Origin of the sequence: Agrobacterium tumefaciens (assembly GCF_031801495.1) — a bacterium.
In the GTDB taxonomy this organism is placed as follows: Bacteria; Pseudomonadota; Alphaproteobacteria; order Rhizobiales; family Rhizobiaceae; genus Agrobacterium; species Agrobacterium tumefaciens_K.
Genome location: NZ_JAOEGC010000001.1, coordinates 1,241,987 through 1,266,984 on the forward strand (window position 1 = coordinate 1,241,987; position 24,998 = coordinate 1,266,984).

The window sequence follows — 24,998 nt, forward strand, 5'->3', positions numbered from 1 at the left end:
CGTATCAGCTCTTGAGCGCGTCCAGCGCAAGGTTAAGCTCTAGCACATTCACAAGTGGTTCGCCGATAATTCCCAATGCCCGTTTTTCGGTCTGGCTATTAACCAGCGAGCGGACGGTTTGTGGCGGCAGACCACGAGCGGTGGCCACACGCGCGATCTGGGCATCGGCGAATTCCGGCGAAATATGCGGGTCGAGGCCGGAACCGGAAGTGGTCACGGCGTCGCCTGGAATTGTGTCTCCGATGCCGGCTGTTTTCAGGCGTTCGATATCGGCTGCAACACGGTCGCGAAGTTTCGCCGAGGTTGTACCGAGATTGGAGCCGGAGGAAGCGGACGCATTGTAAGCATCGGGTCCCGTCGCCGAGGGGCGGGGCCAGAAATAACGGTCGGACGAAAAGTTCTGACCGATCAGGGTGGAACCGACCAGCGTGTCGCCACGATAGATCATGCTGCCGTTGGCCTGTGCGGGCATGAGTGCCTGCGCGATGCCGGTGACGGCAAGCGGAAAGCCAAGGCCGGTCAGAGCCGTCATGAGGATGATGAGAACGAATGCGGGGCGAAGTTGGTTGAGCATGATTACACCAGATGCAATGCCGAAACGGCGATGTCGATGACCTTGATGCCGGCGAATGGCAGGACGAGGCCGCCAAGTCCGTAGATGAACAGGTTACGGCGAAGGAGAGACGCGGCACCAGCGGGGCGATAGGCAACACCTTTGAGTGCCAGCGGGATCAGCGCGATGATGATCAGTGCGTTGAAGATGACGGCGGAGAGGATCGCCGACTGTGGTGAGGCAAGTGACATGATGTTGAGTGCGCCGAGTGCTGGATAGGTGGCGACGAAGAGCGCCGGAATGATCGCGAAATATTTCGCGACGTCATTGGCGATGGAGAAGGTCGTCAGCGAGCCGCGCGTCATGAGCAGCTGTTTGCCGATTTCGACGATCTCGATCAGTTTCGTCGGGCTGGAGTCCAGGTCCACCATGTTGGCGGCTTCGCGGGCCGCCTGCGTTCCCGTCTGCATGGCAACGCCGACATCGGCCTGCGCCAGTGCGGGTGCATCGTTGGTGCCGTCGCCGCACATGGCGATCAGGCGACCGCCCTGTTGCTCACGGCGGATATAGGCCAGCTTGTCCTCCGGCGTCGCTTCCGCGAGGTAGTCATCCACGCCCGCTTCCGACGCGATGGCGGCGGCAGTGACCGGGTTGTCGCCGGTGACCATCACCGTGCGAATGCCCATGGCGCGCAGCGCTGCGAAACGTTCCTTGATGCCGGGTTTCACGACATCCTTCAGGTGAATGACGCCAAGCAGCCGGTTTCCGTCAGCCACGCCGAGCGGCGTGCCGCCTGTGCGGGCGATGCGTTCCACGGCTTGCGTGAACTCCACGGGGACTTCCTTGTCCGGGACGCCAGCAAATTTCACGATCGCATCAATCGCACCCTTGCGCAGACGATGTGCCCCCATGTCGACACCTGACAGGCGGGTCTGTGCCGTGAACGGAATTGTCGCATCGACCGTAACCTTCGGTACGGTCAGGCCGAACTCGCCCGTTGCCAGTGCGGCGATGGAGCGGCCTTCCGGTGTTTCATCGGAAAGGCTGGCGAGAAGGGCGGCTTCGGCGATCTGCTGCTGGGTCACGCCCGGTGCAGGAATGAAGTCCGCTGCCATGCGGTTACCGAAGGTGATGGTGCCGGTCTTGTCGAGAAGCAGAGTATCCACGTCGCCAGCGGCTTCGACGGCACGGCCGGACGTGGCAATGACGTTGAAGCGTACGAGCCGGTCCATGCCAGCGATGCCGATTGCCGACAGCAGGCCGCCGATCGTCGTCGGAATGAGTGTGACGAGCAGTGCAGCGAGAACGGTGACGGAAAGCACGGTGCCGGAGTAGCCCGCCAGACCCCAGATCGATACGACGACGATCAGGAAGATCAGCGTCAGGCCAGACAGGAGGATCGACAGGGCGATCTCGTTCGGGGTCTTCTGTCGTTCCGCACCTTCGATCAGCGCGATCATGCGATCGACGAAGCTTGCGCCCGGCGGTGTGGTGATGCGGATCTTGAGCTGATCGGAAAGGACCTGCGTACCGCCGGTGACGGCCGAACGGTCACCGCCGGATTCGCGGATGACGGGAGCGGATTCACCGGTGATGGCGCTCTCATTGACGGAGGCGACGCCTTCGATGACTTCACCGTCGCCGGGAATAAGTTCGCTTGCCTCGACGATGACCACATCGCCGACCTTGAGCATGGTCGCCGCGATTGTTTCCGCCTGTCCGTTTGGGCCGATGCGCCGTGCGGTCAGGTCCGAACGGGTTCTTTTCAGGCTGTCGGCCTGTGCCCGCCCACGGCCTTCCGCCACGGCTTCCGCAAACGTGGCGAAAATGACCGTGAACCAAAGCCATGCGGCGATCTGGCCGGAAAACGTGGCGTTTCCGGTATTTGCCACCAGATCACGAATGAAGAAGAGCGACACCATGGCCGCGACGGCTTCGGTGACGAAAATGACCGGATTGCGCACGAGCTGGCGCGGGTCGAGTTTCACGAAAGCATTCTTTGCAGCCGGCACAAGGATGGCCGGATCGAAAAGGCCCGGTTTTGCGGGTTTGTGAGACATGTTCACTGTCCTTTAGAAAGTCTGGCCGGCAAGCATCGCGAAATGTTCGACGATGGGGCCGAGAGCGAGCGCCGGGAAGAACTGCAGCCCGCCGAGGATAAGAATGATGCCGATGAGAAGGCCGACAAAAAGCGGGCCGTCTGTCGGGAAGGTGCCGCTTGAGGCCGGCACGCGGACCTTTGCTGCCAGCGAACCGGCAATGGCCATGACCGGAACGACATAAGCGAAGCGGCCGAGCAACATGGCAATGCCGAGCGTGGTGTTGTACCAGGGCGTATTGCCGCTCAATCCGCCGAACGCTGAGCCGTTGTTGCCGGTTGCGGAGGTGTAGGCATAGAGGATTTCCGACAGGCCATGCGGGCCTGCGGTGCCGATGCTGGCGACAGCCGATGGCAGGACGGCCGCAATGGCGGTGAAGCCCAGTATGGCGACCGGCAGGATGAGGACCGCCAGCATGGCATATTTCATTTCTCGGCTTTCGATCTTTTTGCCGAGGAATTCCGGTGTGCGACCCACCATCAGGCCAGCCACGAAAACGGACAGCAGGGCAAAGACCAGCATGCCATACAGGCCGGAACCGACGCCGCCGGGCAGGATTTCACCCAGCTGGATCAGGAACATTGGCACTAGGCCGCCAAGCCCGGTGAAGGAACCGTGCATGCCGTTGACGCCGCCATCCGAAAGGCCGGTGGTGACGGCAGCGTAAAGCGCCGTCATGGCCTGGCCGAAGCGGACTTCCTTGCCTTCCATGTTACCCTGTACGGCATCGACGCCGAGCGCGGTCAGGATGGAGTTGCCGGACGATTCCGCCCAGTAGATCACGGCGACGCCCCCGATGAGCAGGATTGCCATGGCAGACAGCAGAACCCAGCCCTGACGGCGATTTCCGACCATCTGGCCGAATGTGTAGACCATCGCGGCGGAAATCGACAACATCGCGAAGATGTTCAGGTAATTGGCGAATGCGGTCGGGTTCTCAAACGGATGCGCGGCATTGGCGTTGAAGAAGCCGCCGCCATTCGTGCCGAGCTGCTTGATGGCTTCCTGGCTGGCGACAGGCCCAAGCGAGATGACCTGCTGTGCGCCTTCCAGCGTGGTTGCGGTGACGCTTGCGGCAAGAGTTTGCGGCAGGCCCATGGCAACGAAAGCAATACCCACGATGAGCGCGAGTGGCAGAAGGATGTAAAGTGTCGCGCGGGTCATATCGACCCAGAAATTGCCAAGCGTTGCCGTCTGCGAACGCGCAAATGCGCGGGTGAGCGCGATTGCGAGTGCCATGCCAACGGCGGCCGACAGGAAGTTCTGTACGGTCAGGCCTGCCATCTGGCTGAAATGGCTCATCGTCGTCTCGCCTGCGTAGTTCTGCCAGTTGGTGTTGGTCACGAAACTGACGGCCGTGTTGAACGCGAGATCGGAGGGGACGTTGGCAAAACCCTGTGGGTTGAGCGGCAGAAATGCCTGGAGGCGGAGGATGGCGTACAGGACGACAAAACCGGCAATCGAAAAGGCAAGCATCGACAGCGTGTAGCCAAGCCAGTTTTGCTCCTTCTTCGCGCTGACGCCCGCGAGCATGTAAAAGCCCCGTTCGACGGGCGTGAAAAGCGGTGAAAGAAAAGTACGGTCACCGTCAAACACCTTGGCCATGTAAAGGCCAAGCGGTTTGACGGTCACGAGCACGGCAAGAAAAAGGAGGCTGATCTGTAGCCACCCGATGATAGTCATGAGGATTCTCCCGGAAGGGTCAGAAGCGTTCGGGACGCAGCAGCGTCACGACGAGATAAATGGCGAGTGCCGCAGCAACAGCGAGGCCGATCAAGGGTTCGATCATTGCATGCCTCACAGACGGTTGAGAGCGCGGGCATAAAGCGCGAACATGATGAACGCGCTGATACCCGCGACAATGAAGATGACGTCGGACATTTCCGTTTCTCCGTTGAATTCAGGAGGAGAAAATAGGCCCGATCCGGATCAGGGTTCGATTGGGAATCCGCATTGGCGACATAAGGAAAACATAAGGATTGCGGCCGCGTGCTGAATTTGGCGGTTGCCGAGCGAATTGCTGTTTACTTTGCTCGGTGTTGCCCATCATTTCCTTTCCCGGAGACACCAACAAGATTATGCCACGAGGAGGATGTGATGAAAGCGCTGGTTCTGGAGGAGAAAGGCAAGCTGTCGTTACGGGAGTTCGACATTGCCGCTACGCTGGGGCCGAAGGATGTCCGCATTCGCACGCATACCGTGGGTATCTGCGGTTCGGACGTACACTATTACACGCATGGCAAGATCGGCCATTTCGTCGTCAATGCACCGATGGTGCTGGGACACGAAGCCTCCGGCACGGTGATCGAAACCGGCGCAGACGTGACGCATCTCAAGGTTGGGAACCGCGTTTGTATGGAGCCCGGCATTCCCGATCCGACCTCGCGCGCCGCCAAACTCGGCATCTATAACGTCGATCCGGCCGTAACCTTCTGGGCAACGCCGCCGGTGCATGGCTGCCTGGTGCCCGAAGTCATCCATCCCGCTGCCTTTACTTACCGGCTGCCGAAGAATGTTTCCTTCGCCGAGGGGGCGATGGTCGAACCTTTCGCTATCGGCATGCAGGCTGCACTTCGGGCCCGCATTCAGCCGGGTGACGTCGCGGTCGTCACTGGCGCCGGACCTATCGGCATGATGGTGGCGCTTGCAGCACTGGCAGGTGGCTGCGCCAAGGTGATCGTTGCCGATCTGGCCCAGCCGAAACTGGATATCATCGGTGCTTACGAGGGTATCGAGACGGTCAATATTCGCGAGCGTTCTCTGCCTGAAGCTGTCGCCGGGGCGACCGATGGCTGGGGCTGCGATATCGTTTTCGAATGCTCGGGCGCTGCGCCTGCAATCCTTGGCATGGCGAAGCTAGCGCGGCCGGGTGGTGCCATCGTATTGGTTGGAATGCCGGTTGATCCTGTTCCGGTCGACATCGTCGGGTTGCAGGCGAAAGAGCTGAGGGTCGAGACGGTTTTCCGTTATGCCAACGTCTATGACCGGGCTTTGGCGCTCATCGCGTCAGGTAAGGTCGATCTGAAGCCGCTGATTTCCGCCACGATCCCGTTTGAGGACAGTATTGCCGGTTTCGATCGGGCAGTGGAGGCCCGCGAGACGGATGTGAAGCTGCAAATCCTGATGCCGCAATAAGCCGGGTAGCATTTTTCGTTGTCCGTAAAATTCACATCGTGAAGGGGTGAATCTTGGAATAAACTTGCTTGAAGAAAGTAAGGCAAAATCCAAGAGTGAAATGGGGAAGACTGCCGTCATCAACTTTTCAAATTGAAGAGGAGTGCAACATTGAGCCTTCGTATCAACGACCTAGCGCCGGATTTTACCGCTGAGACGACACAAGGAACCATTCATTTTCATGAATGGATAGGCAGCGGTTGGGCGGTGCTCTTTTCCCACCCGAAAAACTTTACGCCCGTCTGCACCACGGAGCTCGGTGCGGTCGCCGGACTGGAAGATGAATTCAAGAAGCGTGGCGTGAAGATCATCGGCATTTCGGTCGATCCGGTCGACAGCCATGCCAAATGGAAAATCGATATCAAGACGGCGACCGGCTTCGATGTCGAATATCCGCTGATCGGCGACCGCGATCTGAATGTCGCGAAGCTTTACGACATGCTACCTGCGGCTGCCGGTGAATCGTCCGAAGGGCGCACTCCTGCCGATAACGCCACCGTGCGTTCGGTCTACGTCATTGGCCCGGACAAGAAGATCAAGCTGATCCTCACATATCCGATGACCACGGGCCGCAACTTCCACGAGATCCTGCGCGCGATCGACTCCATTCAGCTGACCGCCAAGCATCAGGTGGCCACACCTGCCAACTGGCAGCAGGGTGAGGACGTCATCATTACGGCCGCGGTTTCCAACGAAGACGCGACGACCCGGTTCGGTTCGTTCGATACGGTTTTGCCGTATCTGCGCAAGACCAAGCAGCCGACGGCGTAACAGCGCATTCTGTTGAAAGACATCCGCGAACAGAACGACCGCATTCGCAAGGGTGCGGCCGTACTGTTTTCAGGATCTTAAACAAAGCTGCCCGGTGCTATGCTTTTGCTGGAAACGAGATCGGAGAGCGCCTGGACCAGATCGGTGTCGGCGTCTTTGCTCGGCTGCAGCACGAACTCCACATCCTCGAGCGGGGGAAGCACACCGGCAGGAAGTTCTTTCAAGCCCGTCGGCGCCATGCTGCGTGGCTGAACGAGAACGCCCATGCCTGCTCTTGCCGCTGCGGTTAGGCCGCTCAGGCTGCCGCATGTGCAGACGATGCGCCAGACGACACCGGCTCCATCCAGCGCTTCCTGCGCTGCCTTGCGGGTAATGCTTGGCGGAGGGAAGGCGATCAGCGGCAGGGCATCGGGGCGGTTTACCACGCGTTCGGGATCGCGCGCCAGCCACACGAGAGGTTCACGGTAGAGAAAATGTCCAAGCTTGTCGCCAACACGACGCTTGGCCAGAACGACATCAAGTTCACCATTGTCCTGCATCTGGTAGAGCACGCCGCTCAGTGAAACGGTCAGTTCCAGATCAACCAGCGGGTACAGGCGGATGAACTCCTCCAGAATGACCGTCAGACGGCTGGCGACGAAGTCTTCCGAAACGCCAAGCCGGAACCGGCCGCGCAGGCGGCTTTCACCAAACAGCGACGCCACCTTGTTGTCGAGGTCGAGCATGCTGCGGGCGTAGCCCAGCAACGCTTCCCCTTCGCCGGTGAGCTTCACATGATGGGTGTTGCGAGCGATCAGTTTACGGCCGAGAGCGGCTTCAAGTCTCTGAATATGCTGACTGACGGTCGATTGTCCTATTCCCAGCCGTTCCGCCGCGAGCGTAAAGCTGCCGGTTCGCTCCAGCATGACAAAGCTTGCAAGGTGTTGGAGATTGAGCATTTATCGTAAATCGCAATAACTGTTAGTCTTTGCATTCAATTTCATGATGAGCAATAATTGTCATCGGTTCAAGTAAATTCGTTCAGAAAGAATTCCGATGAGTCGCTTCCTACCCGATCGCTTCACCATGATGCTGGTCGCCACCGTGCTTCTCGCCTCTGTGCTGCCGATCAGCGGTCAGGCGGCGGACTACTTTGGTCTGGCTACAAAACTTGCGATCGCCCTGCTGTTTTTCCTTCACGGTGCGCGGCTTTCGCGTGACGTCGTTATCGCGGGTTTGCTGCACTGGCGTCTGCACCTCGCCATTCTCCTGGTCACATTCGGGTTGTTCCCGCTGCTCGGTCTGGGAATAGGCTTCATCCCGACCGATATCCTGCCCCAGCCACTTTATATGGGCATCCTGTTTCTCTGCGTGCTGCCATCCACCGTTCAGTCGTCCATCGCCTTTACCTCGATGGCGGGTGGCAATGTGCCCGCTGCAATCTGCTCGGCTTCCGCCTCGAACATTTTCGGCATGTTCCTGACGCCGCTTCTGGTCGGAGTACTGTTCACTGTCGGCGGACATGGTGGGGGCTTTTCGCTGGATGCATTCCTGCAGATTTTCCTGCAGCTGTTGCTGCCATTCATCGTCGGTCAGGTTCTGCAGCCGTGGGTCGGCGACTGGATCCGGGCGCGCAAGAAGCTTCTGGCGCCGGTTGATCGTGGTTCCATCCTGATGGTTGTTTACCTCGCATTTTCCGATGCCGTCATCGAGGGCGTCTGGCATACCTTTTCGCTGCGGGATATTGGCGTGGTCATCGCCATCAATATCATCCTGCTGGCACTTGTTCTTTGCACGACCATGTTCGGCAGTCGCCTTCTGGGTTTCAACAAGTCGGATGAAATCACCATTACCTTCTGCGGTTCGAAAAAGAGTCTGGCCAGCGGTGTTCCGATGGCAGGTGCCATTTTTGCCGGACAGAGTATCGGTGCAATCGTTCTGCCGATAATGCTTTTCCATCAGATCCAGCTCATGGTCTGCGCGGTGCTTGCGCAACGTTACGCTCGCAAGGCGCATGAAAAGGCCGCTGCTGCCGAAGCGCTTGCTGCAGAGGCCGCGACGGCGGCTACCCGCTGAACGGACAAACAAAAACGGCCTCCTTTCGGAGGCCGTTCGTTATGAACGCGGTGCTAGGCTTCAGTTGACCTGAGCCGGTGTGACCTGCGCTTCGATTGTCTTCGGCGCTTCGGCGATATCGGAGGAAATCGCGATGCGGCGCGGTTTCATCGCTTCGGGAATGTTGCGAACGAGATCGATGTGAAGCAGGCCGTTTTTCAGCGAAGCGGTTTGTACTTCGACGTGATCGGCAAGCTGGAAGCGGCGTTCGAAGGCGCGCGTGGCAATGCCGCGATAGAGGAATTCACCCTCGTTTGCCTTGTCTTCCTGAGACTTCTCAGCCTTGACGGTCAGGGCGTTGGCACGGGATTCGATGCTGAGTTCGGTTTCATCGAAGCCAGCAACGGCCATCGTTATGCGATAGGCGTTTTCGCCGGTTCGTTCGATGTTGTAGGGCGGATAGGACTGGGCCGTTTCAGGCTGTCCGATGCCGTCGAGCATCGAAAACAGGCGGTCGAAACCGACGGTGGAACGGTAGAGCGGGGAAAAATCAACGTGACGCATGGTGTCCTCCTTGTGAGCGACTGTTTGCGGTTAAGCCGGACATCCCTTTCTGGCGATGGCCGGTTTATGGAACGGCCCCATTCTGGCGACCGTGACAAACAGGTGGGTATCGCTTTGCTTCTCGTCAAGACCACGATGAGCTGGCGATGCGAGGACGGTTTTTACCGGCGCACTCCCTCGATCAACATGTCGAACTGGACCACGTTGGAATAGATCGGTGTTCCCACATCCATGGCGTAGCGTGAACGGAAAACGTCACCTGTGACATGGAAGGCGATGCCGGAACCGTTCCAGCGCATCAATTGCACAGTAAAGGTTTCTTGGCGCTTGTGGCCCTTGGCGGTCAGCTCTCCGGCAACGAGGGCGGTATCGGGTCCGGTCTGCGTGATCTGGGTCGAACGAAACGAGATTGCGCTGTAGTTCTGCGTATCGAAAACTGCCGTTGACTTCAGGAAGGTGTCGATGCGCTGCTGTCCCGTCTGGACGCTATCCGGCACCAGCGCGAAGCTCACCGTTGAGCGCGTCACGTCGCCCGCCTGAAGATTGAAGGTGCCTGAAAATTTTTCGAACGTGCCCTTGATGCCCCCGCCGGTGCCGACCTGCCCAACGGTAAAGGTGATGCGAGACGATGGCTGTATCACATAGCGTCCCGCCACGTCGTCGAAACTCGGTAGACTCGCCGCCATCGCGTAAGCCGGCACGCAGACCAGAATTACCGATGATACGGTGAACCTTGGAAGAAAATAGGTTTTCATGGGCGTTCCTCCGACGAGGGTGGACGCTTGCGTCCCAGCATCCGCAGCAGCACTGCATCCCGTTTCCACATGTGATGATAGATTGCCGCAGCGGCATGCAGCAGAACGAGGCCAAGCAACATGTAGGCAAGTGTGGCGTGCACGTTTGACCACAGCGTTTCAGCCATGTCCGAGCGGGTTAGCGGAAGGTCCGGCACGACATACAGGTTGAACAGAAAGGTCGGAATGGCGAGCGGAGAAACCGACGCAATCGCCCAGCCCGCAAACGGCACAGCGATCGCCAGCACAAGCAGGCAGCGGTGGACGACGGCGGAGGCGAAACGCTCCGTTGTTCCAAGCTCCGCAACCGGTGCGACGGGTGGCGAGAGGACCCGATGCAGGCCGCGAATGATGGTCAGCGCCAGCACCAGCATGCCGAAGGATTTGTGCCATTGGAAAAGCGAGAACTGCAAAGCCGGATCGATATCTGGCCGGGTCATCGCGTAGCCGAGAGCAAGAAGGCAACAGATCAGAACGGCGATGATCCAGTGCAGGATGATCGAGAATGGCCCGTAGGCTTTCTTGAAGGCTTTCGCCATGCGACAACCTCCCGTCGCACAAGGCCTGACGATCCGCCTTTTCTTTTCCGGCTGCAAGTCATTTTCCTGTCAGAAGGCAAGTGCTTCCCGGATCGACCATCATCAAAGCTGAATTTCCAATGAATATGTGGTTACGGCAGTGTTCAGTTTGAGGGGGATAGAACGTCATGCATCGGAGCGATGCTTCGAAGACAGAAGCAATAACGTCCCTTCTTCTTCTTCTGTCTTTCTGGCCGGAACCGCGACTGCATTAACCGTCGGTTCCGGCAATTTTTTCTTTGACGTGCCCGTTTCGCCGACCTATCCGATAGAGGTACGACAGCCGGAAAAGATTCATGACCGAAGCCCTATTGCGCGCCAGCGAAAACAACCCGGTTCCTGAAAACCACACGGTTGGTTATTTCACGGGATATGGCGGCAAACAGCTTCGATATGCAATTTTTCGCGCCACCCGCCAGCTTGCGCGGGGAACGGTCGTGCTGCTGCATGGTCGAAACGAGTGTATCGAGAAATATTTCGAGACGATCAATGACCTGACCGCGATGGGGTTCTGGGTTGCAACCTTCGACACCCGCGGGCAGGGCGGTTCGGAGCGTCTGCGGAAAAACGATGCCGGGCATGTGCGGCGCTTTGCCGATTATCAGCGCGACATAAACCTGTTTCTCGAGCAGATCGTGCTTCCCGATACGCGACTGCCGTTTTTCATGGTCGCACACTCCACCGGCGCGCTTTCCGCACTGGCATCGGCGCCTAGGCTCTCCAACAGGATAGAGCGGTTGGTGCTCAGTTCGCCATTCGTTGCCTTGGGTGAACAGCAGTCGGTCCCGCCATCGATCATCCGGCTTGTCTCCACCGTGTTCAGCCTCGTCGGCCTCGGTGGTGTCCAGCTTGGCAAGGATCAGCGGGAGCGTGACTTCGACGGTAACCCGCTGACATCGGATGCCGCGCGCTTTGCGCGCAATCTCGCGCTTCACAAGGAGCATGGCGATCTCTTCGTCGGAGCGCCGACGGCCCGCTGGCTCTATGAGGCGCTGAAGACCATGAGGCGCGTCAACCGCCAGGAACACTTGACGAATGTCATGATACCGACACTCGTACTGGCGCCTATGCTGGATACGATCACGCCCTACAAGGCGCAGGAAGAGCTTTCCCGCAATTTCCGTGCGGCGCAACTGCTTCCCGTCACCGGGGCGCGCCATGAACTGCTGCACGAACGCGATATCTACCGCAGGCAGGCGCTCGCGGCGATCGACGCATTTTTCGCGCCGGAGTGAATTCTCCCTATAGTCTGGATAGAATGGCGAGTGCTTCCTCGTGCACGGCCTTCGAGCCCGCAGCAATGATTCGTCCACCATTTTCCGGTCGTCCGCCATCCCAGGTGGTCATGATGCCACCGGCCTTTTCGATGACGGGAATAAGTGCGCCGACATCGTAAGGTTTAAGGCTGGTTTCAATCACCAGATCGATGTGGCCAGCTGCCAACAGGCAATAGGCATAACAATCCACGCCGTAGCGGAACAGGCGAACCTTGTCCTGCACCTCCTGATAGAGGGGAGCTTCCTCTGCCGTGAAAATATGCGGCGAGGTTGTGAACAATACGGCATCGGAGAGTGATGTGCACTCCCGCGTGCGGATCTTGCGCTCGCCATCAGGTCCGAAATACCAGGCGTTGTCACCATCGGCAAAATAGCGCTCCCTGGTAAAGGGCTGGTCCATCATGCCCATGGCTGCGCGGCCGGCGGTTTGAAAACCGATCAGCGTGCCCCAGACCGGAACGCCTGAGATGAAGGCCCGGGTACCGTCGATCGGATCGATGACCCAGACGTGTTCGCGATCCAGCCCGATATTGCCGTGTTCTTCACCCAGTATGCCATGCTGCGGAAAGGTTGTTTCGATGAGGGCGCGGATGGCCGTTTCCGCCGCCTGATCACCTTCTGTCACCGGGTCGTAGCCGCCATCCTGCTTGTTGGTGACGGCAATGCCGGTACGGAAACGAGGAAGCGTCTCAGCGCTCGCGGCGTCGGCAAGTTTGAAGAAGAAATCCCGGTCGGGCAGCATGCGAACCTCATTCCCTGAACAATCTGTGCTGATCAATAGACCGGAACGATGCACGTCGTCCACTCATGTCTCGATTCAGGCCGTTTCCATATTTTCAGCATAAGATGAAATAATGTGCAATAAACAAATTGATTGACAATTGTGCAATTATTGAGTAGCTTCAAGCTACAGTCTTTGACTGTAAATACCCTCCTTGGGTGTTTCCTCCCTAGACTTGACCGCGCGCAGGCGCGGTTTTTTTTGCGCAGGTTTTTCCGCCGCGCATTTGCCATGTCGTTGGGTGAGGGGAATTACTCGGCTGCCAGAGACGTTTCGATTGCGTACTCCGAAACGAATGCGCCGATCTGGCGCATGAAGATTTCCAGCGACGCCTGAATGGCGTGGAAATCCGCATTCTTCGCGAGCGTTTTTTCATCCACGTAGAGCCCGCGGTTCACTTCGATCTGCAAGGCATGCAGGGAACGGATCGGGCGTCCATAGTGTTCGGTGATGAAGCCGCCAGCATAGGGCTTGTTGCAGACTGCGATGAAGCCCAATTCCTCCAGGAAGTGCAAGGCGGCGCGGGAAACTTCCTGCGATGCGCTTGTGCCATAGCGATCGCCGATGATGATATCCGGCCGTATATTCGATCCCGCAACCCGGATGTTGCCAGGCATGGAGTGGCAATCGATGAGAACCGCCATGCCGAATTGTGCATGGGTACGTGAGACTAGTCTGCGCAGGCAGGCATGGTAGGGCTTGTAGATGGTTTCCACCCGCGTCAGGGCTTCCTCGACCGGCAGGCGATGTGCGTAGATGTCCATATTCTCCGCAACGATGCGTGGCACGGTGCCGAGGCCACCCGCCACACGCATCGAGCCTATGTTGGCATAGGGCGGCAGAGCGCCGTCGAACATGCGTGGGTCGAGTTCATATGGCTCGCGATTGACGTCGAGATAGGCGCGCGGGAAGTTCGCCTTCAGCATCGGCGCGCCGATATCGGGTGCTGCCCCGAACAGCTCGTCAACGAAGTGATCCTCCGAACGGCGGATCTCATGCGGACCGAGGCGCGAGGTCTCGAGAAAGGAGACAGGATAGCAACGGCCGCTATGGGGTGAATTATAGACGAATGGCAGGGTTTGGACGGCAGGCTCCGTTACCTCAAACAGCTCGTATTCGCCCGTTATCCAGTCCATTCAGCGCCGTTTACCATGTCGTAAATCTATCAGAATGCTTATGTTGCCAGTTCCCTTGAGGCAAGTCCATACTATCGCCCAAACAGCGCTATACCGATTCTCGCGTTCACAGGATATTTACCCTGAAAACCCTACAATCGGACTAGGGTATTCCAAACATCGAGCAGTTACGGTCATTTAAATGAATCAGAAAATCCTTCTTGCTGAAGACGACAACGATATGCGGCGCTTTCTCGTCAAGGCGCTGGAAAAGGCTGGCTACCAGGTCTCTTCCTTTGACAACGGCGCAAGCGCTTACGACCGTCTTCGCGAAGAGCCTTTTTCCCTGCTCCTGACAGACATCGTCATGCCGGAAATGGACGGAATCGAACTGGCGCGCCGCGCCACCGAACTCGATCCCGACCTCAAAGTGATGTTCATCACGGGTTTTGCAGCGGTCGCTTTGAACGCCGATTCGAAGGCTCCCAAGGACGCGAAGGTTCTTTCCAAGCCTTTTCATCTTCGCGACCTCGTTGACGAGGTCAACAAACTCCTTGTGGCGTAAGGGTTCTGAAAAAACTTCAAAAAAACGACACAAAACCAGTTGACGGCGGCACTGCCATATGGTCTATGCCGCCTCACGGAAGGGCGTGTAGCTCAGCGGGAGAGCACTACGTTGACATCGTAGGGGTCACAGGTTCAATCCCTGTCACGCCCACCATCCTAATTAGTTGATAAGTAAGGGCTTCTGAGAAATCAGAAGCCCTTTTTATTTTGTGCTCCAAGGGTTCATCGAACCTGTAAGGCAAGGAGGATGTGCTAAATTCCTCAGGGAAAAAACTGCACCATCCTTCATGCACCAAGTGCCGTTGCGGCGAGCCTCCTGCCATAAGCGACAGTCGTTTTTCCAACCGGAAGGCGGGCGCGCTGGTATCTCAAAAGTGCCGCGGAAAGATCGTCGGTTTGGCGCAGGGCGTCACGCAGCGCCATGGCATCGCTGGCCGCCTTCGAGACGCCCATCGCCGTGTGGGGGCGAGCGACGAAAGCTGCATCACCTATCAACGCCAGATGGTGCGAGGCGATCTGTTCTGCCTCATAATCGAAAATTCCCTGAATGGACGGAGTTTCCTCTGACCGGACCGCAAGCGCCAGCTGAGGCGGTAGCAGCGCGAAGGCATCGTCGTACAGTGCGGCCTTGCGCTCGGTTGACAGTTCGCCACGTGGCAACGAATATTCAAACCGCCTGCCGTCCCGGCCGGTAAAAGTACGGGGCAGGTCGTCTGCCGAAACGGGCCGATACCAGACCCAGTTGTAACGTCGCTGGCCCTTCTCTGTTTCACCATGAGGCCCAGGCACGAGATAACCGAGAACATGGATTCCCGGTGATAGGTAAAAGGTGAAACGGTCCAGCAGCACGTTTGCCTCGTCGGGCAACCGTGTTTCGGCAATCAGGCCGCGCCATGCGACGTAACCGGAATAGAGGTTCGCCGGATGACGGTTGAGGCTTCCGCGGATCGTCGAGCCCAGACCATCTGCGCCGATGACCAGATCGGCGCGCTCCCGGGTGCCGTCTGCGAATGTCAGGGTCGCCCCGTCATCGTCTTCATGAACCTTATCGACGTGTTTCCCGAGAACATAACTGCCTGCGGCGAGGCGTGCCGATACACGTTCGAACAGGTAGTCCCATGAGACCTGCATCTGAGGCATGCCCAGGCGCTGCGCAATTCGACCGGCAGCATCGAGGTAGATCCGCTCTTTCGCAACCACGCCCACCTGCGCGACGTCTTCGCAGCCGATCTGCTCAAGAACCTCGAAAAGGTCCTGCTGTGGCACCAGCCCCGCGCCGCGTCCGGCAAGGCCGGAGGACGAACGCTCGTACACTTTTACATCATGCCCTTCCTGCTGGAGCAGGATGCCTGCGAACAGGCCAGCCAGAGATCCGCCTGCAATGCGAACGGTCAATCGTTTCATGGCGCTCTGTCCTATTCTTCCGCAGCCGGATGATGGAGAGCGCGATGGTCGATCAGTCGGATGGCCGATGCGATCAGTGCAAGTGCGGCCCCCAGAAGGCTGACACCGCCCCAGCCTGCTTCTGCCCATGCGATCGTCGCAAGCGCGGCTCCGGCCGAGCCGCCGAGGAACATGGCGGTCATGAAGATCGTGTTCAGTCGGCTTCGTGCCTCCGGATCGAGCGCATAGACAATGTGCTGGTTTGACACCAGCGTACTCTGGACGCCAAAGTCGAGGATGATGACACCGATGACCAGTGCGGCAAGCGATCCCCACAGACCGAATATGCCCCAGGAAAGCAGCGTCAACAGCACACCGACCCACAGCACGTAGTGCGGGCCACGGCGGTCGGCGATGCGTCCGGCCAGCGGTGCGGCAAAAATACCGACCGCACCGATGATCCCGAAAAGACCGGCGACATCCGCGCCCAGGTTGAACCGCGGTGTTTCGAGGTAGAAGGCAAGAATTGTCCAGAAAGCCGTGAATGAGCCGAAAAGTGCCGCCTGCATCAATGATGCCGTCCGTAACTGCCGATGTTTGCTCCAGAGATGGGCAAGCGAAATGATCGCACGGTGGTAATGCATTCTCGATGTGGGTCTATGGTCCGGCAGCGTGAAGAACATCAGCGCCGCCGCCGCAAGCGCAAGTGGAACGCTGATCCAGAACATTTCTCGCCAGCCAGCGTGCTCGCCGACAAAACCGGACAGGGTTCGGCTGAACAGGATGCCTGAAAGCACGCCGGCCATGACGGTGCCGATTGTGGAGCCGCGCTTTTCCGGTGTCGCAAGTATGGCTGCGAAGGGCACGATCTGCTGCGCAACCGTTGCGCTTGCGCCAACCAGAAGGGAGGCGCCGACAAGAAACCATGCCGAAGGGGCGATGGCTGCTATTGCAAGGGCGAGAGCAAGGAGGATGAACTGGCCGATTATGAGTTTGCGACGGTGAATGATATCCCCGAAAGGTAACAGGAAGAACAGGCCGAGCGCGTAACCTAGCTGGGTGGCGGTCGGGACCAGCCCGGTCACTGACGTCTGCCCGAGATCGTTTTCGATGATGCCGAGCATTGGCTGGTTATAATAGATGTTTGCAACTGCGACGCCGCTGGCGACAGCCATTGAGTAGAGGCTACCCCGACCAAGGCCGGTCGACATATTCCGATGATGGGTCACGCTGGAGATAGTCATGTGTTTACCTTCGATCCGTTCGAAGCCTTGTGCTGGGTGAGGAAGACCGGCGGATCAGCGTTGCGGATCCGCCGACAATCTTGGGCAGTTCAGCCCGGCATGATGGCCGGTTGATCTGCCGGGAATTTTGCCAGATCTTCGAGGCTGATCTTCAGATGCTGAGCCACGAGCGACGGTGGTGTGTGGGTCAGCCAGGATGACAAACTGACTTCCTGGTATTCGGCCGTCTTGAAAACCGCAACAAACTGAAGGTCGGTCGTTCCGGTGTTCTCGATGATATGGCCCTGGCTTCTCTTGACGTAACCGATATCGCCTGGCCGGAAATCAGCCGTCTGGCTGCGTGGACCCGCATCGAACACCGTCATGCGGCCTTCGCCTTTGATCCAGTATTGCCATTCGTCGGCGTTGGGATGCCAATGCATCTCGCGGACGGCACCCGGCTTGATCGTCTCGATGGCAGCTGCGATGGTTTTGGAAACCGTGAAAAGGCTGCTGTCTGCGAGATGGATCACGCCCGAGGCATTTTCCTTCAGCGGCTTTGATGCTGCCAGCTTGTAGGTGAAAGGATAGGGAGGGAGGCCGGCGCCAGCGACGGCCTCCTGATCCTGCGAAAGCGGACCGGGTTCCTTGCCCTGAAAGATCCAGAGATCCTGCAAGGGAATGTTGCGGAACGCATCCTGCGGAACGCCGAAGTTCTTGGCCAGCAGTTCAGGTGCGGTATGCGCCAGCCAGTCGGTCAGCAGCAGCGTGCCGTATTCGGATTGATCTCCTTCATCGAACACGATGACGAACTCACAGCCCTCGGGTCCAAGCCCTTGGAGGGAGTGGGGAAAACCGGCTGGAAAATACCAGAGATCGCCTGCCTCCACATCCTGTACGTAGGCGCGGCCCTGTGCATCCAGCACGGTGATGCGGCAACGACCGTTGGTCATGATTGCCCATTCAGCGGCACGGTGCCAGTGCATTTCCCGCACGCCGCCCGGTCCCAGTCGCATGTTGACGCCGGAAACGGCATCCGAAATCGCGAAATCGGATTTTGTCACCTGCCGTGCCCAGCCACCATCCTGAATACGTTTGGGGGCGTTGTTGAAGGACCCCCAGAAAAGCTGCATGTCCCCGACATCGGTTGCGGGTGGGTTCTCGAAGGATGGAAATTGCCCGTTGATGGCCGGGTTTTTCGGGCCGGGATCACTCAGCCCCGCCGGATTTGCATTGATAGCGCCCTCCGGGGGCTGGTCCGGATTGCCGAAAGATGCCGCTCTTGCGGTGCTGGCCGCAAGCGCCGTACTTCCGATGGCGCCGATGGCAAGGACTGCGCGTCTCGATAAAGTTTCCATCCTAGAATTCCCTGTTTATCGTGGGTTGAGAAGAGGCGTCGAACAGACGGGACTGCGAATCACGTTCGAGCGAGGCCATTCGGCCGATCAGTTCCGCATTTAAAAGCCGGTGCTGAAGCTGACAGAAGGCTTTGGGGTCAAGGGCGTCATGCCGATCGGTTTTTCTGGCGGCACGGGCCATGACGCATGACGTGTCGTCAAAGAGCGACGGAGAGTGCGCGCTTGCGGCGGCCTCGTCGTTGGCTTTCGCTACGACAGTGACGCTTGCCAGCCTGTCGATGGTCTGCGGGCTGAGGATCCGGAAGGTAATGGCCGAGGCCATCTGCTCGGAGGCCGCAAGTGCCGGTTGCGGTTCGTCCAGCAAAAGCGCGCTTCCAGCAAGCAGTGCGATGGCGCCCAGTGCGGTTATGGCGGCTAGTTCAAATCTGCGAGGTTTTCGCGGATTTGCCTTCTCGCTGATGGAGGTCATGCCGTGCTCCATGAAAAGAGTTTATCTTGTCACGGTCGCGCTGCCTGGGAGGAAGGCGCCGTTCTGGATAAAAGGCTACGGCGAGGTGGGCGCTCCGGCATCTATACACTGGTGTAGTTTGCATGTGCGGAGGTGTTGGATGCGACGGGAGAAGAGGTGGAGGCTGTACCATCAACAGCGACGCGTGCCCGGACGGCATGCGTCTGAGCACAAAAAATGGCGATAGATGAACGGTATGGCGTCGATGAATCAGGGCGCCGGAAGCGCGTTTTTCACGCTGTTCGCCAGGTTCTGTTCAACGGACGTGTAGTCGATCGTCTTTATCGATCCTGTTCGCTCAACTTCGCAACGGAACGTGTAGGACTGGTTCGACTGGCTGCTGAAAAGGTTGGCGGTCAACGACAGGACGCCGTTCTTTTCCGAGATCTGTACGTTGGAAAATGACAGCAATGACCTTACTCCTCTGTGGTGAGTAAACGATGGTGCGGTCAGGAGCCTTTGACCAGTGCGGATTCCAGGCAGCCCATCAATTTGCCGATGTTGACCGGCTTGCGAAGAAAAGCGTAGGCGCCACCGCTCAATGCGGCATTGCGTGTCCGGTCATCCTCGTAGGATGTCACAAAAATCATCGGCGGATGATCGCCATGCCGGTTCAGCTCGGCCTGCAATTCGATCCCGGTCAATCCCGGCATCTTCACATCCACAACGATACAGTCGATTGCCGCCCGTGACTTGAAGTTCAGGAATTCTTCAGCTGAGGCAAACAGGCAGCATTCGTATCCGAAAGACTTGATGAGGTCATCCATGGCTTCACGGATGGCCTGATCATCGTCAACGACGGCAATTACGGGAACGGGGGACAATGAGGCGACCTTTTCTGTTTTTCGTTGCCTCTTCTATGCGCCCGTCAATGCCGAAAAGATACCATACTAAGATACAGGTGGTCGGTGCCGCTAACCGAGCATCTCTACCTTTCGAACAAGATCGGCCACCGACCGCGCTTCCATCTTGCGCATGACGTTGCCGCGGTGCAGTTTTACCGTCACTTCACTGATGCCGAGTTCGTAAGCGATCTGTTTGTTCATCAATCCACGGACCACAGCGGCCATCACTTCCCGCTCCCGCGGCGTCAACTGTTCAGCAAGTGAACTCACGGCCTCATTCTGGGCGCTCTCCCGCCGCCGCGCTGCGTCGCGCTCCATCGCCGTTGCCACGGCATCCAGAATGTCCTGTTCCTTGAATGGTTTGGTCAGAAAATCGACGGCCCCCGCCTTCATCGCCCGTACGCTCATCGGAATGTCGCCAAACCCAGTCATGAAGACGATCGGCATCTGGTTACCAAGACGATCCATCTGTGTCTGAAAATCAAGGCCGCTGATGCCCGGTAAACGCACGTCCAGAAGAAGACAGCCGGGGCGGCTCAGGTTGGCGTTTTCCAGAAACGCGGCCGTGCTCTCGAAGGCTTCGGCATCGAACTTCATCGAACGGAAGAGATCGGTCAGCGCTTCCCGCATCCCCAGGTCGTCGTCTACGATGAAGACGACTGGCGTAGAGGAATCTTTCAGCGCCTTGCGAGGGTCAGGCATGGTCCATCTCCGGGCGCACTGGCATCGAGATGGCAAAAACCGCTCCGCCGAGAGGGTGGTTGTCGCCATCGAGCTTACCGCCGCGTGCTTCGAGTGTGGTGCGGCAGATGGAGAGCCCCATACCCATCCCGGCCGCTTTTGTGGTGAAGAAGGGTGAAAACAGCTTGTCTTTCACATCGGCAGCAATCCCGGGTCCATTGTCGCGCACGATCACGCGGATGTGGTTGGCGTCCTGGCTTTCTTTTCGCACGGTGATGACACGATTGTTGATACCTGCCTCGTCCATCGCCTGAATAGCGTTCGTAAGCAGGTTGATGAGAACCTGCTGCAACTCGATCTTGACCGCTTTCACCGGCGGTGTGTGTTCTTTTTCGATCCTGATTGTCGTTCCGCTGCGCTCGAGGTCATGCTCGAGCAGGACGAGGGTCTCGTCGAGGAACTCGTCCAGTTCGAAAATCTCGAGCTTTCCGCGTGTCTGTGCCAACTGGCTTCGCGTGTTTTCGATGATTTCGCTGGCCCGCTGGCTGTCACGGATCATGCGTTCGGCCGAGCGGCGTGCGGCTGCGAGATCTGGCGGGTCACGGTCCAGCCAGCGCAGCAGCGTCTGGGCATTGACGATGATGGCGCCAAGAGGCTGGTTCAGTTCATGTGCGAGGGAGGCTGACATCGCGCCCACGGTTGCGGCCTTGGTCGCCTTGGTCAGTTCGGCCTGTGCCTCGGCCAGCGCCTTGAGCGCCAGTTCACGTTGAGTAATGTCGACCATGCTCACCACCACTCGGTTGAAGGCGGCGCTTTCGGCCGGAAAGTTTATGGAAAGAAGCACCAGCTTGTCTTCTCCGCCCGCCGTGCGCACGACGACCTTGTCTTCGAAGAAGCGACGATTATCAACGATGGCCTGCAGGACGTCGATGAACTTGTCCACCGACGGCGTGATGGACTTTTTCAAGGCATCGTTGATGGAATCGCTGTGTCCCATCATCTCCTTGCCTGCTTCGTTCGACGCAACAACCGTTATGAGGTCGATGCACCGCTCCGTAAAGCCGGGATTGGCGCGTGCATGCTCCCGCATATCGACGATACCCTGTTGCTTCAGGTTCATGAGCACGGCATGGAGCCTTGAATAATCACGCTCCCAGAGGGCTACGCGTGTCCGGTCGAAGATTGAACGATAACGTTCTTCGCTTTCTTTCAGCGCTGCGTTGATGGAAAGAAGCGCCCGACGGGAGGTTTCCGTTTTCAAGAGCAGTACCGTCGTGACGATAAGGGCAGCAAGAGCGACAACAAGACGGACGACCGATTGCAGATCGGCGTCCTGCGAGTGGGTCATGACGTAGGAAAGCAGGGTCAAGACAGCGCAGACACAAGCCGTGGCAACAAGCCCGAACCGTGTCGTCGCCTGTGCGGCCAGCAACATCGTTATGACGTACAGCACCGCGATCGCGCCTTCTATGTCGGTGTATGTATCGACATAGAAGACCGTAGCGCAAAGCGCTGCTGCGGTGACACCGAAAGCAAAATGGTGTCCTCCGCCATCCAGTTCGCGCGTGCGAAATATCTTTGACGCAACCGACATTATTCCCCCGATGCGATTTTTCGCGACAATAAGGCTTTTGGAGCACAACCTGACCTATACATAGGTGTTGGTTGCACACATTGATACGCGCGAGGATATCGGGAATATTGCGCTGCGGTCTTGAAAAATACACTCCATTTTTTTCGGTTTTGCTTGTCTTGTGAGATTGTGTCGATCAACGCGGCGGCGTTTGGATAACGCCGGCCGCTCGACCACCAGAACTCAGGCCTCCTTGCTATCCGCCTGTACGCTTTTGACGAGCCTTGCGGGAGCCGGAACGAAGGATACGTGGCCACTGCTGCGGAGCTGGACCCAGTAACCCAGCGCCATGAAGACAGCGCCTCCGACCAGATTGCCAAGCGTTACCCAGGTGAGATTGTGCACTGCACCCTGGAAGGTTACGCCAACAGGATGTTCGCCCATCAGCGCCATGGAAAAGGTGAACATGTTGGCGACGGAATGTTCGTAACCTGCGGCGACAAAAATGGTGATCGGCCAGAAGATCAGCATGATCTTGGCGGCGGCGTTTTCCGTGCGGCCTGCCATCCAGATTGCCAGACATACCAGCCAGTTGCACAATATGCCACGCGCGAACAGTTCCGTTGAACCGGCGGACATCTTGGCGGAAACCGCGGAGAAGAATGCCGCGCTGCCATCGCCAAGCAGGACACCGCCACCCGCGATGTGAAACAGGGCGGCGAGAATGGCGGCGCCGATGAGGTTGCCTGCCCATGCTGCTGCCCAAACGAGAAACGTATCGGCAATGGATGCCCGGCGCGTCAGTACCGCCAGTGGCATGTACATCGCCGTCCCCGTAAACAGCTCAGCCCCTGCAAAGACGATGATCGTCAAAGCGGAGGAGAATACTACCCCCATCACCAGATGGACCCATGCCGCATCCACATGTGCGCTTGCGGTGAACATGAGGATGTCGCCGAAACCGATATAGGCGCCAGCCATGGCGGCACCCGTCAGGAATGCGAAAAGCTGGGTGCGGACGACAAGCGCCTTGTGCGCGCCGGATTCGGCGAAGCTCGTAATGGAATCCTGATACATGATGAAATCCTTGCATCTTGCCGTCCGCGGACGGCTGTTTTCGATGCAGAAAGGCTAGTCCCTCGTTTCCATCGGCTGAATCATACCAAGGTGTAGGCCATCCAGCAGGAGTGCCCGAAGAAAAAAAGGCCGTCTCCGGGCGGTAGGAGACGGCCTTGGCGGATCGAGGGGAGATCCGCGACTCCGGAGGAGGGGAGGGACACCGGAGCAGATGGCTTTGAAGAGCCAATCGCCTTCGGGCGGGGTGAGGCGATGACCGGAAGCTAACCCGTAGCCCCTTCTGCCGAAACTACACTTAGGTATCGGCTCGACTGTACGAGCTGGCGATTTCGTCCACACGGCTCTTCTTCATATCTTCGGCGCAGATCAGACAGCCTCACTACGAGCGCCCAGCAGTTGGGCGGTCGATCGCACCAAGGAGAACGATCATGGACTCGATCACAGCTACTAGAACCCGTAAACTTCCGCTTTCGACCCCGACCGATCTTGGGGGCGATGCGACCCGCGAAATCTCCGCTGCTCTGACGGCGTTGCTGGCGGATGTTTTCGCTCTTTATATCAAGACCAAGAACTTCCACTGGCATGTTTCCGGTCCGCATTTTCACGATTATCACACCCTGCTCGACGAGCAGGGTGCGCAGATCTTCGCTATGACGGACGACATTGCCGAGCGCGCCCGCAAGATCGGTGGGACGACCATCCGCTCCATCGGTCATATTGGCCGCGTTCAGCGCCTTCTTGATAATGACGCCGATTTCGTCGGCCCTGACGACATGCTTGCCGAGCTGCGCGAAGACAACAAGCAGCTTGCTGCAATCCTGCGGCAGACGCACACCCTGACGTCAGCGCACAACGATCATGCGACGACCAGCCTGATTGAAAACTGGATCGACGAAACAGAGCGCCGCACCTGGTTCCTGTTCGAGACGACGCGTCGCGGGCGCTGAACGCCCGGTCCGCGCCATCCCGCGCAAGGCTTCTCCCATACGACCCGGAGACAATGAAATGATCGAAAACTCGATCGAACTGGCAATTTCCAGACGGCATGTCCTGCTGGCTGGTGCCGTGCTTTCCACTGCGATGACGATACCGTCGCTCGCCTTTTCCAAAAACACCCGCACATCGAACGAAGGAGTATTTTCCATGAGCGAATCATTCGTCAGAACCAAGGATGGCGTTGATATCTATTTCAAGGACTGGGGTCCAAAGGACGCGCAGCCGATCGTTTTCCATCACGGCTGGCCTCTGTCCTCCGACGACTGGGACACGCAGATGCTGTTTTTCCTTGCCAACGGCTACCGCGTCGTTGCCCATGATCGCCGCGGCCATGGCCGTTCGCAGCAGGTCAGCGATGGTCACGATATGGACCACTACGCAGCCGATGCCAGCGCCGTCATGGAGCATCTCGACCTGCGGAATGCCGTGCATATCGGCCACTCCACCGGTGGCGGCGAAGTCGCCCGTTATGTCGCCAGATATGGCCAGCCGCAGGGGCGCGTCGCAAAGGCCATTCTTGTTTCGGCCGTTCCGCCGCTGATGCTAAAAACCACGTCGAATCCTGGTGGCACGCCGATCGAGGTCTTTGATGGTTTCCGTGCTGCACTTGCTGCCAACCGTGCGCAATTCTTCCTCGATGTTGCCTCCGGGCCGTTCTATGGCTTCAATCGTCCCGACGCCAAAGTCTATCCGGCGGTTATCGACAACTGGTGGCGTCAGGGCATGATGGGTGGCGCGAAGGCGCACTATGATGGCATCAAGGCCTTTTCGGAAACGGACCAGACGGACGACCTGAAGGCAATAACGGTTCCCACGCTCGTAACGCAGGGCGACGATGACCAGATCGTGCCGATCGCCGATGCCGCCGAGCTTGCCATCAAGTACCTCAAGAACGGCACGCTGAAGGTCTATAAGGGGTATCCGCACGGCATGCTCACGACCCACGCCGATGTCATCAACCCTGATCTGCTTGCCTTCGTGAGAGGTTGACGCTCTGGAATTTCCCGCCACCTGCGGACCATGCGGGTGGCGGGGCGATCCCGATCA

Annotated in this window: 26 protein-coding genes and 1 tRNA gene; 8 read left to right on the forward strand and 19 right to left on the reverse strand. The window is 58.2% G+C overall.

The annotated features are described in order from the left end of the window. Positions 1-4: 4 nt before the first annotated feature. Genes kdpC through kdpF form a run of 4 tightly spaced genes read right to left on the reverse strand, consistent with a single transcriptional unit; the run spans position 5 to position 4,441 of the window. Positions 5-574, reverse strand: coding sequence for a potassium-transporting ATPase subunit KdpC (gene kdpC / locus N7578_RS05755; protein WP_311109330.1), 570 nt, complete (start codon positions 572-574; stop codon positions 5-7). A 2-nt stretch (positions 575-576) separates the two neighbouring features. Then, positions 577-2,613 carry a potassium-transporting ATPase subunit KdpB gene (gene kdpB / locus N7578_RS05760; RefSeq protein ID WP_311109331.1) on the reverse strand — a complete coding sequence of 679 codons (2,037 nt, stop codon included), beginning with the start codon at positions 2,611-2,613 and terminating at the stop codon, positions 577-579. 12 nt (positions 2,614-2,625) lie between these two features. Next, the gene (gene kdpA / locus N7578_RS05765) at positions 2,626-4,335 is read right to left on the reverse strand and encodes a potassium-transporting ATPase subunit KdpA (RefSeq protein ID WP_311109332.1); all 1,710 of its coding nucleotides are present in this window, start codon (positions 4,333-4,335) and stop codon (positions 2,626-2,628) included. A 19-nt stretch (positions 4,336-4,354) separates the two neighbouring features. Then, the gene (gene kdpF / locus N7578_RS23750; protein ID WP_138792259.1) at positions 4,355-4,441 is read right to left on the reverse strand and encodes a K(+)-transporting ATPase subunit F; all 87 of its coding nucleotides are present in this window, start codon (positions 4,439-4,441) and stop codon (positions 4,355-4,357) included. Between the two features lie 308 nt (positions 4,442-4,749). On the opposite strand from kdpF, the gene N7578_RS05770 reads away from it, so the two are divergent. Continuing rightward, complete coding sequence (locus tag N7578_RS05770; RefSeq protein ID WP_311109333.1) at positions 4,750-5,787, forward strand: NAD(P)-dependent alcohol dehydrogenase; 1,038 nt, start codon at positions 4,750-4,752, stop codon at positions 5,785-5,787. A gap of 150 nt (positions 5,788-5,937) precedes the next feature. Further along, positions 5,938-6,597 (forward strand): peroxiredoxin, encoded by a 660-nt coding sequence (locus N7578_RS05775; protein WP_311109334.1) that lies wholly within the window; start codon positions 5,938-5,940, stop codon positions 6,595-6,597. A gap of 77 nt (positions 6,598-6,674) precedes the next feature. On the opposite strand, the gene N7578_RS05780 is transcribed toward N7578_RS05775, so the two are convergent. Beyond that, positions 6,675-7,535: a LysR family transcriptional regulator gene (locus tag N7578_RS05780; protein WP_311109335.1), complete on the reverse strand. Its 861-nt coding sequence runs from the start codon at positions 7,533-7,535 to the stop codon at positions 6,675-6,677. A gap of 97 nt (positions 7,536-7,632) precedes the next feature. Between N7578_RS05780 and N7578_RS05785 the strand changes: the two genes are divergently transcribed. Next, positions 7,633-8,652 carry a bile acid:sodium symporter family protein gene (locus N7578_RS05785; protein WP_311109336.1) on the forward strand — a complete coding sequence of 340 codons (1,020 nt, stop codon included), beginning with the start codon at positions 7,633-7,635 and terminating at the stop codon, positions 8,650-8,652. Positions 8,653-8,712: 60 nt separating this feature from the next. On the opposite strand, the gene N7578_RS05790 is transcribed toward N7578_RS05785, so the two are convergent. The 3 genes from N7578_RS05790 to N7578_RS05800 all read right to left on the reverse strand — a co-directional run bounded on the left by N7578_RS05790 (position 8,713) and on the right by N7578_RS05800 (position 10,528). Then, complete coding sequence (locus N7578_RS05790) at positions 8,713-9,195, reverse strand: Hsp20 family protein (RefSeq protein WP_311109337.1); 483 nt, start codon at positions 9,193-9,195, stop codon at positions 8,713-8,715. 161 nt (positions 9,196-9,356) lie between these two features. Beyond that, on the reverse strand, positions 9,357-9,950 hold the full coding sequence (locus N7578_RS05795; RefSeq protein WP_311109338.1) for a YceI family protein: 594 nt from the start codon (positions 9,948-9,950) through the stop codon (positions 9,357-9,359). Beyond that, positions 9,947-10,528, reverse strand: a complete 582-nt coding sequence (locus N7578_RS05800; RefSeq protein ID WP_311109339.1) for a cytochrome b — start codon at positions 10,526-10,528, stop codon at positions 9,947-9,949. Before N7578_RS05800 ends, N7578_RS05795 begins: the two co-directional genes overlap by 4 nt. A gap of 335 nt (positions 10,529-10,863) precedes the next feature. On the opposite strand from N7578_RS05800, the gene N7578_RS05805 reads away from it, so the two are divergent. Beyond that, positions 10,864-11,802: an alpha/beta hydrolase gene (locus tag N7578_RS05805; protein WP_311109340.1), complete on the forward strand. Its 939-nt coding sequence runs from the start codon at positions 10,864-10,866 to the stop codon at positions 11,800-11,802. A gap of 7 nt (positions 11,803-11,809) precedes the next feature. Here the strand turns inward: N7578_RS05805 and hisN are convergent, their stop codons facing one another. Further along, on the reverse strand, positions 11,810-12,586 hold the full coding sequence (hisN, locus tag N7578_RS05810) for a histidinol-phosphatase (protein WP_311109341.1): 777 nt from the start codon (positions 12,584-12,586) through the stop codon (positions 11,810-11,812). A gap of 290 nt (positions 12,587-12,876) precedes the next feature. Further along, the gene (locus N7578_RS05815) at positions 12,877-13,761 is read right to left on the reverse strand and encodes an N-formylglutamate amidohydrolase (protein WP_311109342.1); all 885 of its coding nucleotides are present in this window, start codon (positions 13,759-13,761) and stop codon (positions 12,877-12,879) included. 181 nt (positions 13,762-13,942) lie between these two features. Between N7578_RS05815 and cpdR the strand changes: the two genes are divergently transcribed. After that, complete coding sequence (gene cpdR, locus N7578_RS05820; protein WP_138791964.1) at positions 13,943-14,305, forward strand: cell cycle two-component system response regulator CpdR; 363 nt, start codon at positions 13,943-13,945, stop codon at positions 14,303-14,305. A gap of 81 nt (positions 14,306-14,386) precedes the next feature. After that, a tRNA-Val gene (locus N7578_RS05825) sits at positions 14,387-14,461 on the forward strand. A gap of 131 nt (positions 14,462-14,592) precedes the next feature. Here N7578_RS05825 and N7578_RS05830 read toward each other — a convergent pair. From N7578_RS05830 to N7578_RS05870, 9 genes are all read right to left on the reverse strand, one after another. Beyond that, the gene (locus tag N7578_RS05830; RefSeq protein ID WP_311109343.1) at positions 14,593-15,711 is read right to left on the reverse strand and encodes an FAD binding domain-containing protein; all 1,119 of its coding nucleotides are present in this window, start codon (positions 15,709-15,711) and stop codon (positions 14,593-14,595) included. Positions 15,712-15,722: 11 nt separating this feature from the next. Beyond that, positions 15,723-16,934, reverse strand: a complete 1,212-nt coding sequence (locus tag N7578_RS05835; protein ID WP_311109344.1) for an MFS transporter — start codon at positions 16,932-16,934, stop codon at positions 15,723-15,725. An 89-nt stretch (positions 16,935-17,023) separates the two neighbouring features. After that, on the reverse strand, positions 17,024-18,271 hold the full coding sequence (locus N7578_RS05840) for an oxalate decarboxylase family bicupin (protein WP_311109345.1): 1,248 nt from the start codon (positions 18,269-18,271) through the stop codon (positions 17,024-17,026). Position 18,272: 1 nt separating this feature from the next. Beyond that, complete coding sequence (locus N7578_RS05845; protein ID WP_311109346.1) at positions 18,273-18,740, reverse strand: hypothetical protein; 468 nt, start codon at positions 18,738-18,740, stop codon at positions 18,273-18,275. A 249-nt stretch (positions 18,741-18,989) separates the two neighbouring features. Beyond that, positions 18,990-19,190 carry a hypothetical protein gene (locus tag N7578_RS05850; RefSeq protein ID WP_311109347.1) on the reverse strand — a complete coding sequence of 67 codons (201 nt, stop codon included), beginning with the start codon at positions 19,188-19,190 and terminating at the stop codon, positions 18,990-18,992. A 38-nt stretch (positions 19,191-19,228) separates the two neighbouring features. Then, positions 19,229-19,603 (reverse strand): response regulator, encoded by a 375-nt coding sequence (locus N7578_RS05855; RefSeq protein ID WP_311109348.1) that lies wholly within the window; start codon positions 19,601-19,603, stop codon positions 19,229-19,231. A 90-nt stretch (positions 19,604-19,693) separates the two neighbouring features. Then, positions 19,694-20,326 (reverse strand): response regulator transcription factor, encoded by a 633-nt coding sequence (locus N7578_RS05860; RefSeq protein WP_311109349.1) that lies wholly within the window; start codon positions 20,324-20,326, stop codon positions 19,694-19,696. Next, positions 20,319-21,899: an ATP-binding protein gene (locus N7578_RS05865; protein ID WP_311109350.1), complete on the reverse strand. Its 1,581-nt coding sequence runs from the start codon at positions 21,897-21,899 to the stop codon at positions 20,319-20,321. The genes N7578_RS05860 and N7578_RS05865 overlap by 8 nt, the downstream gene beginning before the upstream one ends. 222 nt (positions 21,900-22,121) lie before the next feature. Then, positions 22,122-22,955 (reverse strand): formate/nitrite transporter family protein, encoded by an 834-nt coding sequence (locus tag N7578_RS05870; RefSeq protein WP_311109351.1) that lies wholly within the window; start codon positions 22,953-22,955, stop codon positions 22,122-22,124. A 428-nt stretch (positions 22,956-23,383) separates the two neighbouring features. On the opposite strand from N7578_RS05870, the gene N7578_RS05875 reads away from it, so the two are divergent. Beyond that, positions 23,384-23,902, forward strand: coding sequence for a DNA starvation/stationary phase protection protein (locus tag N7578_RS05875; RefSeq protein ID WP_311109352.1), 519 nt, complete (start codon positions 23,384-23,386; stop codon positions 23,900-23,902). A 58-nt stretch (positions 23,903-23,960) separates the two neighbouring features. Then, on the forward strand, positions 23,961-24,941 hold the full coding sequence (locus tag N7578_RS05880; protein ID WP_311109353.1) for an alpha/beta hydrolase: 981 nt from the start codon (positions 23,961-23,963) through the stop codon (positions 24,939-24,941). Positions 24,942-24,998: the final 57 nt, after the last annotated feature.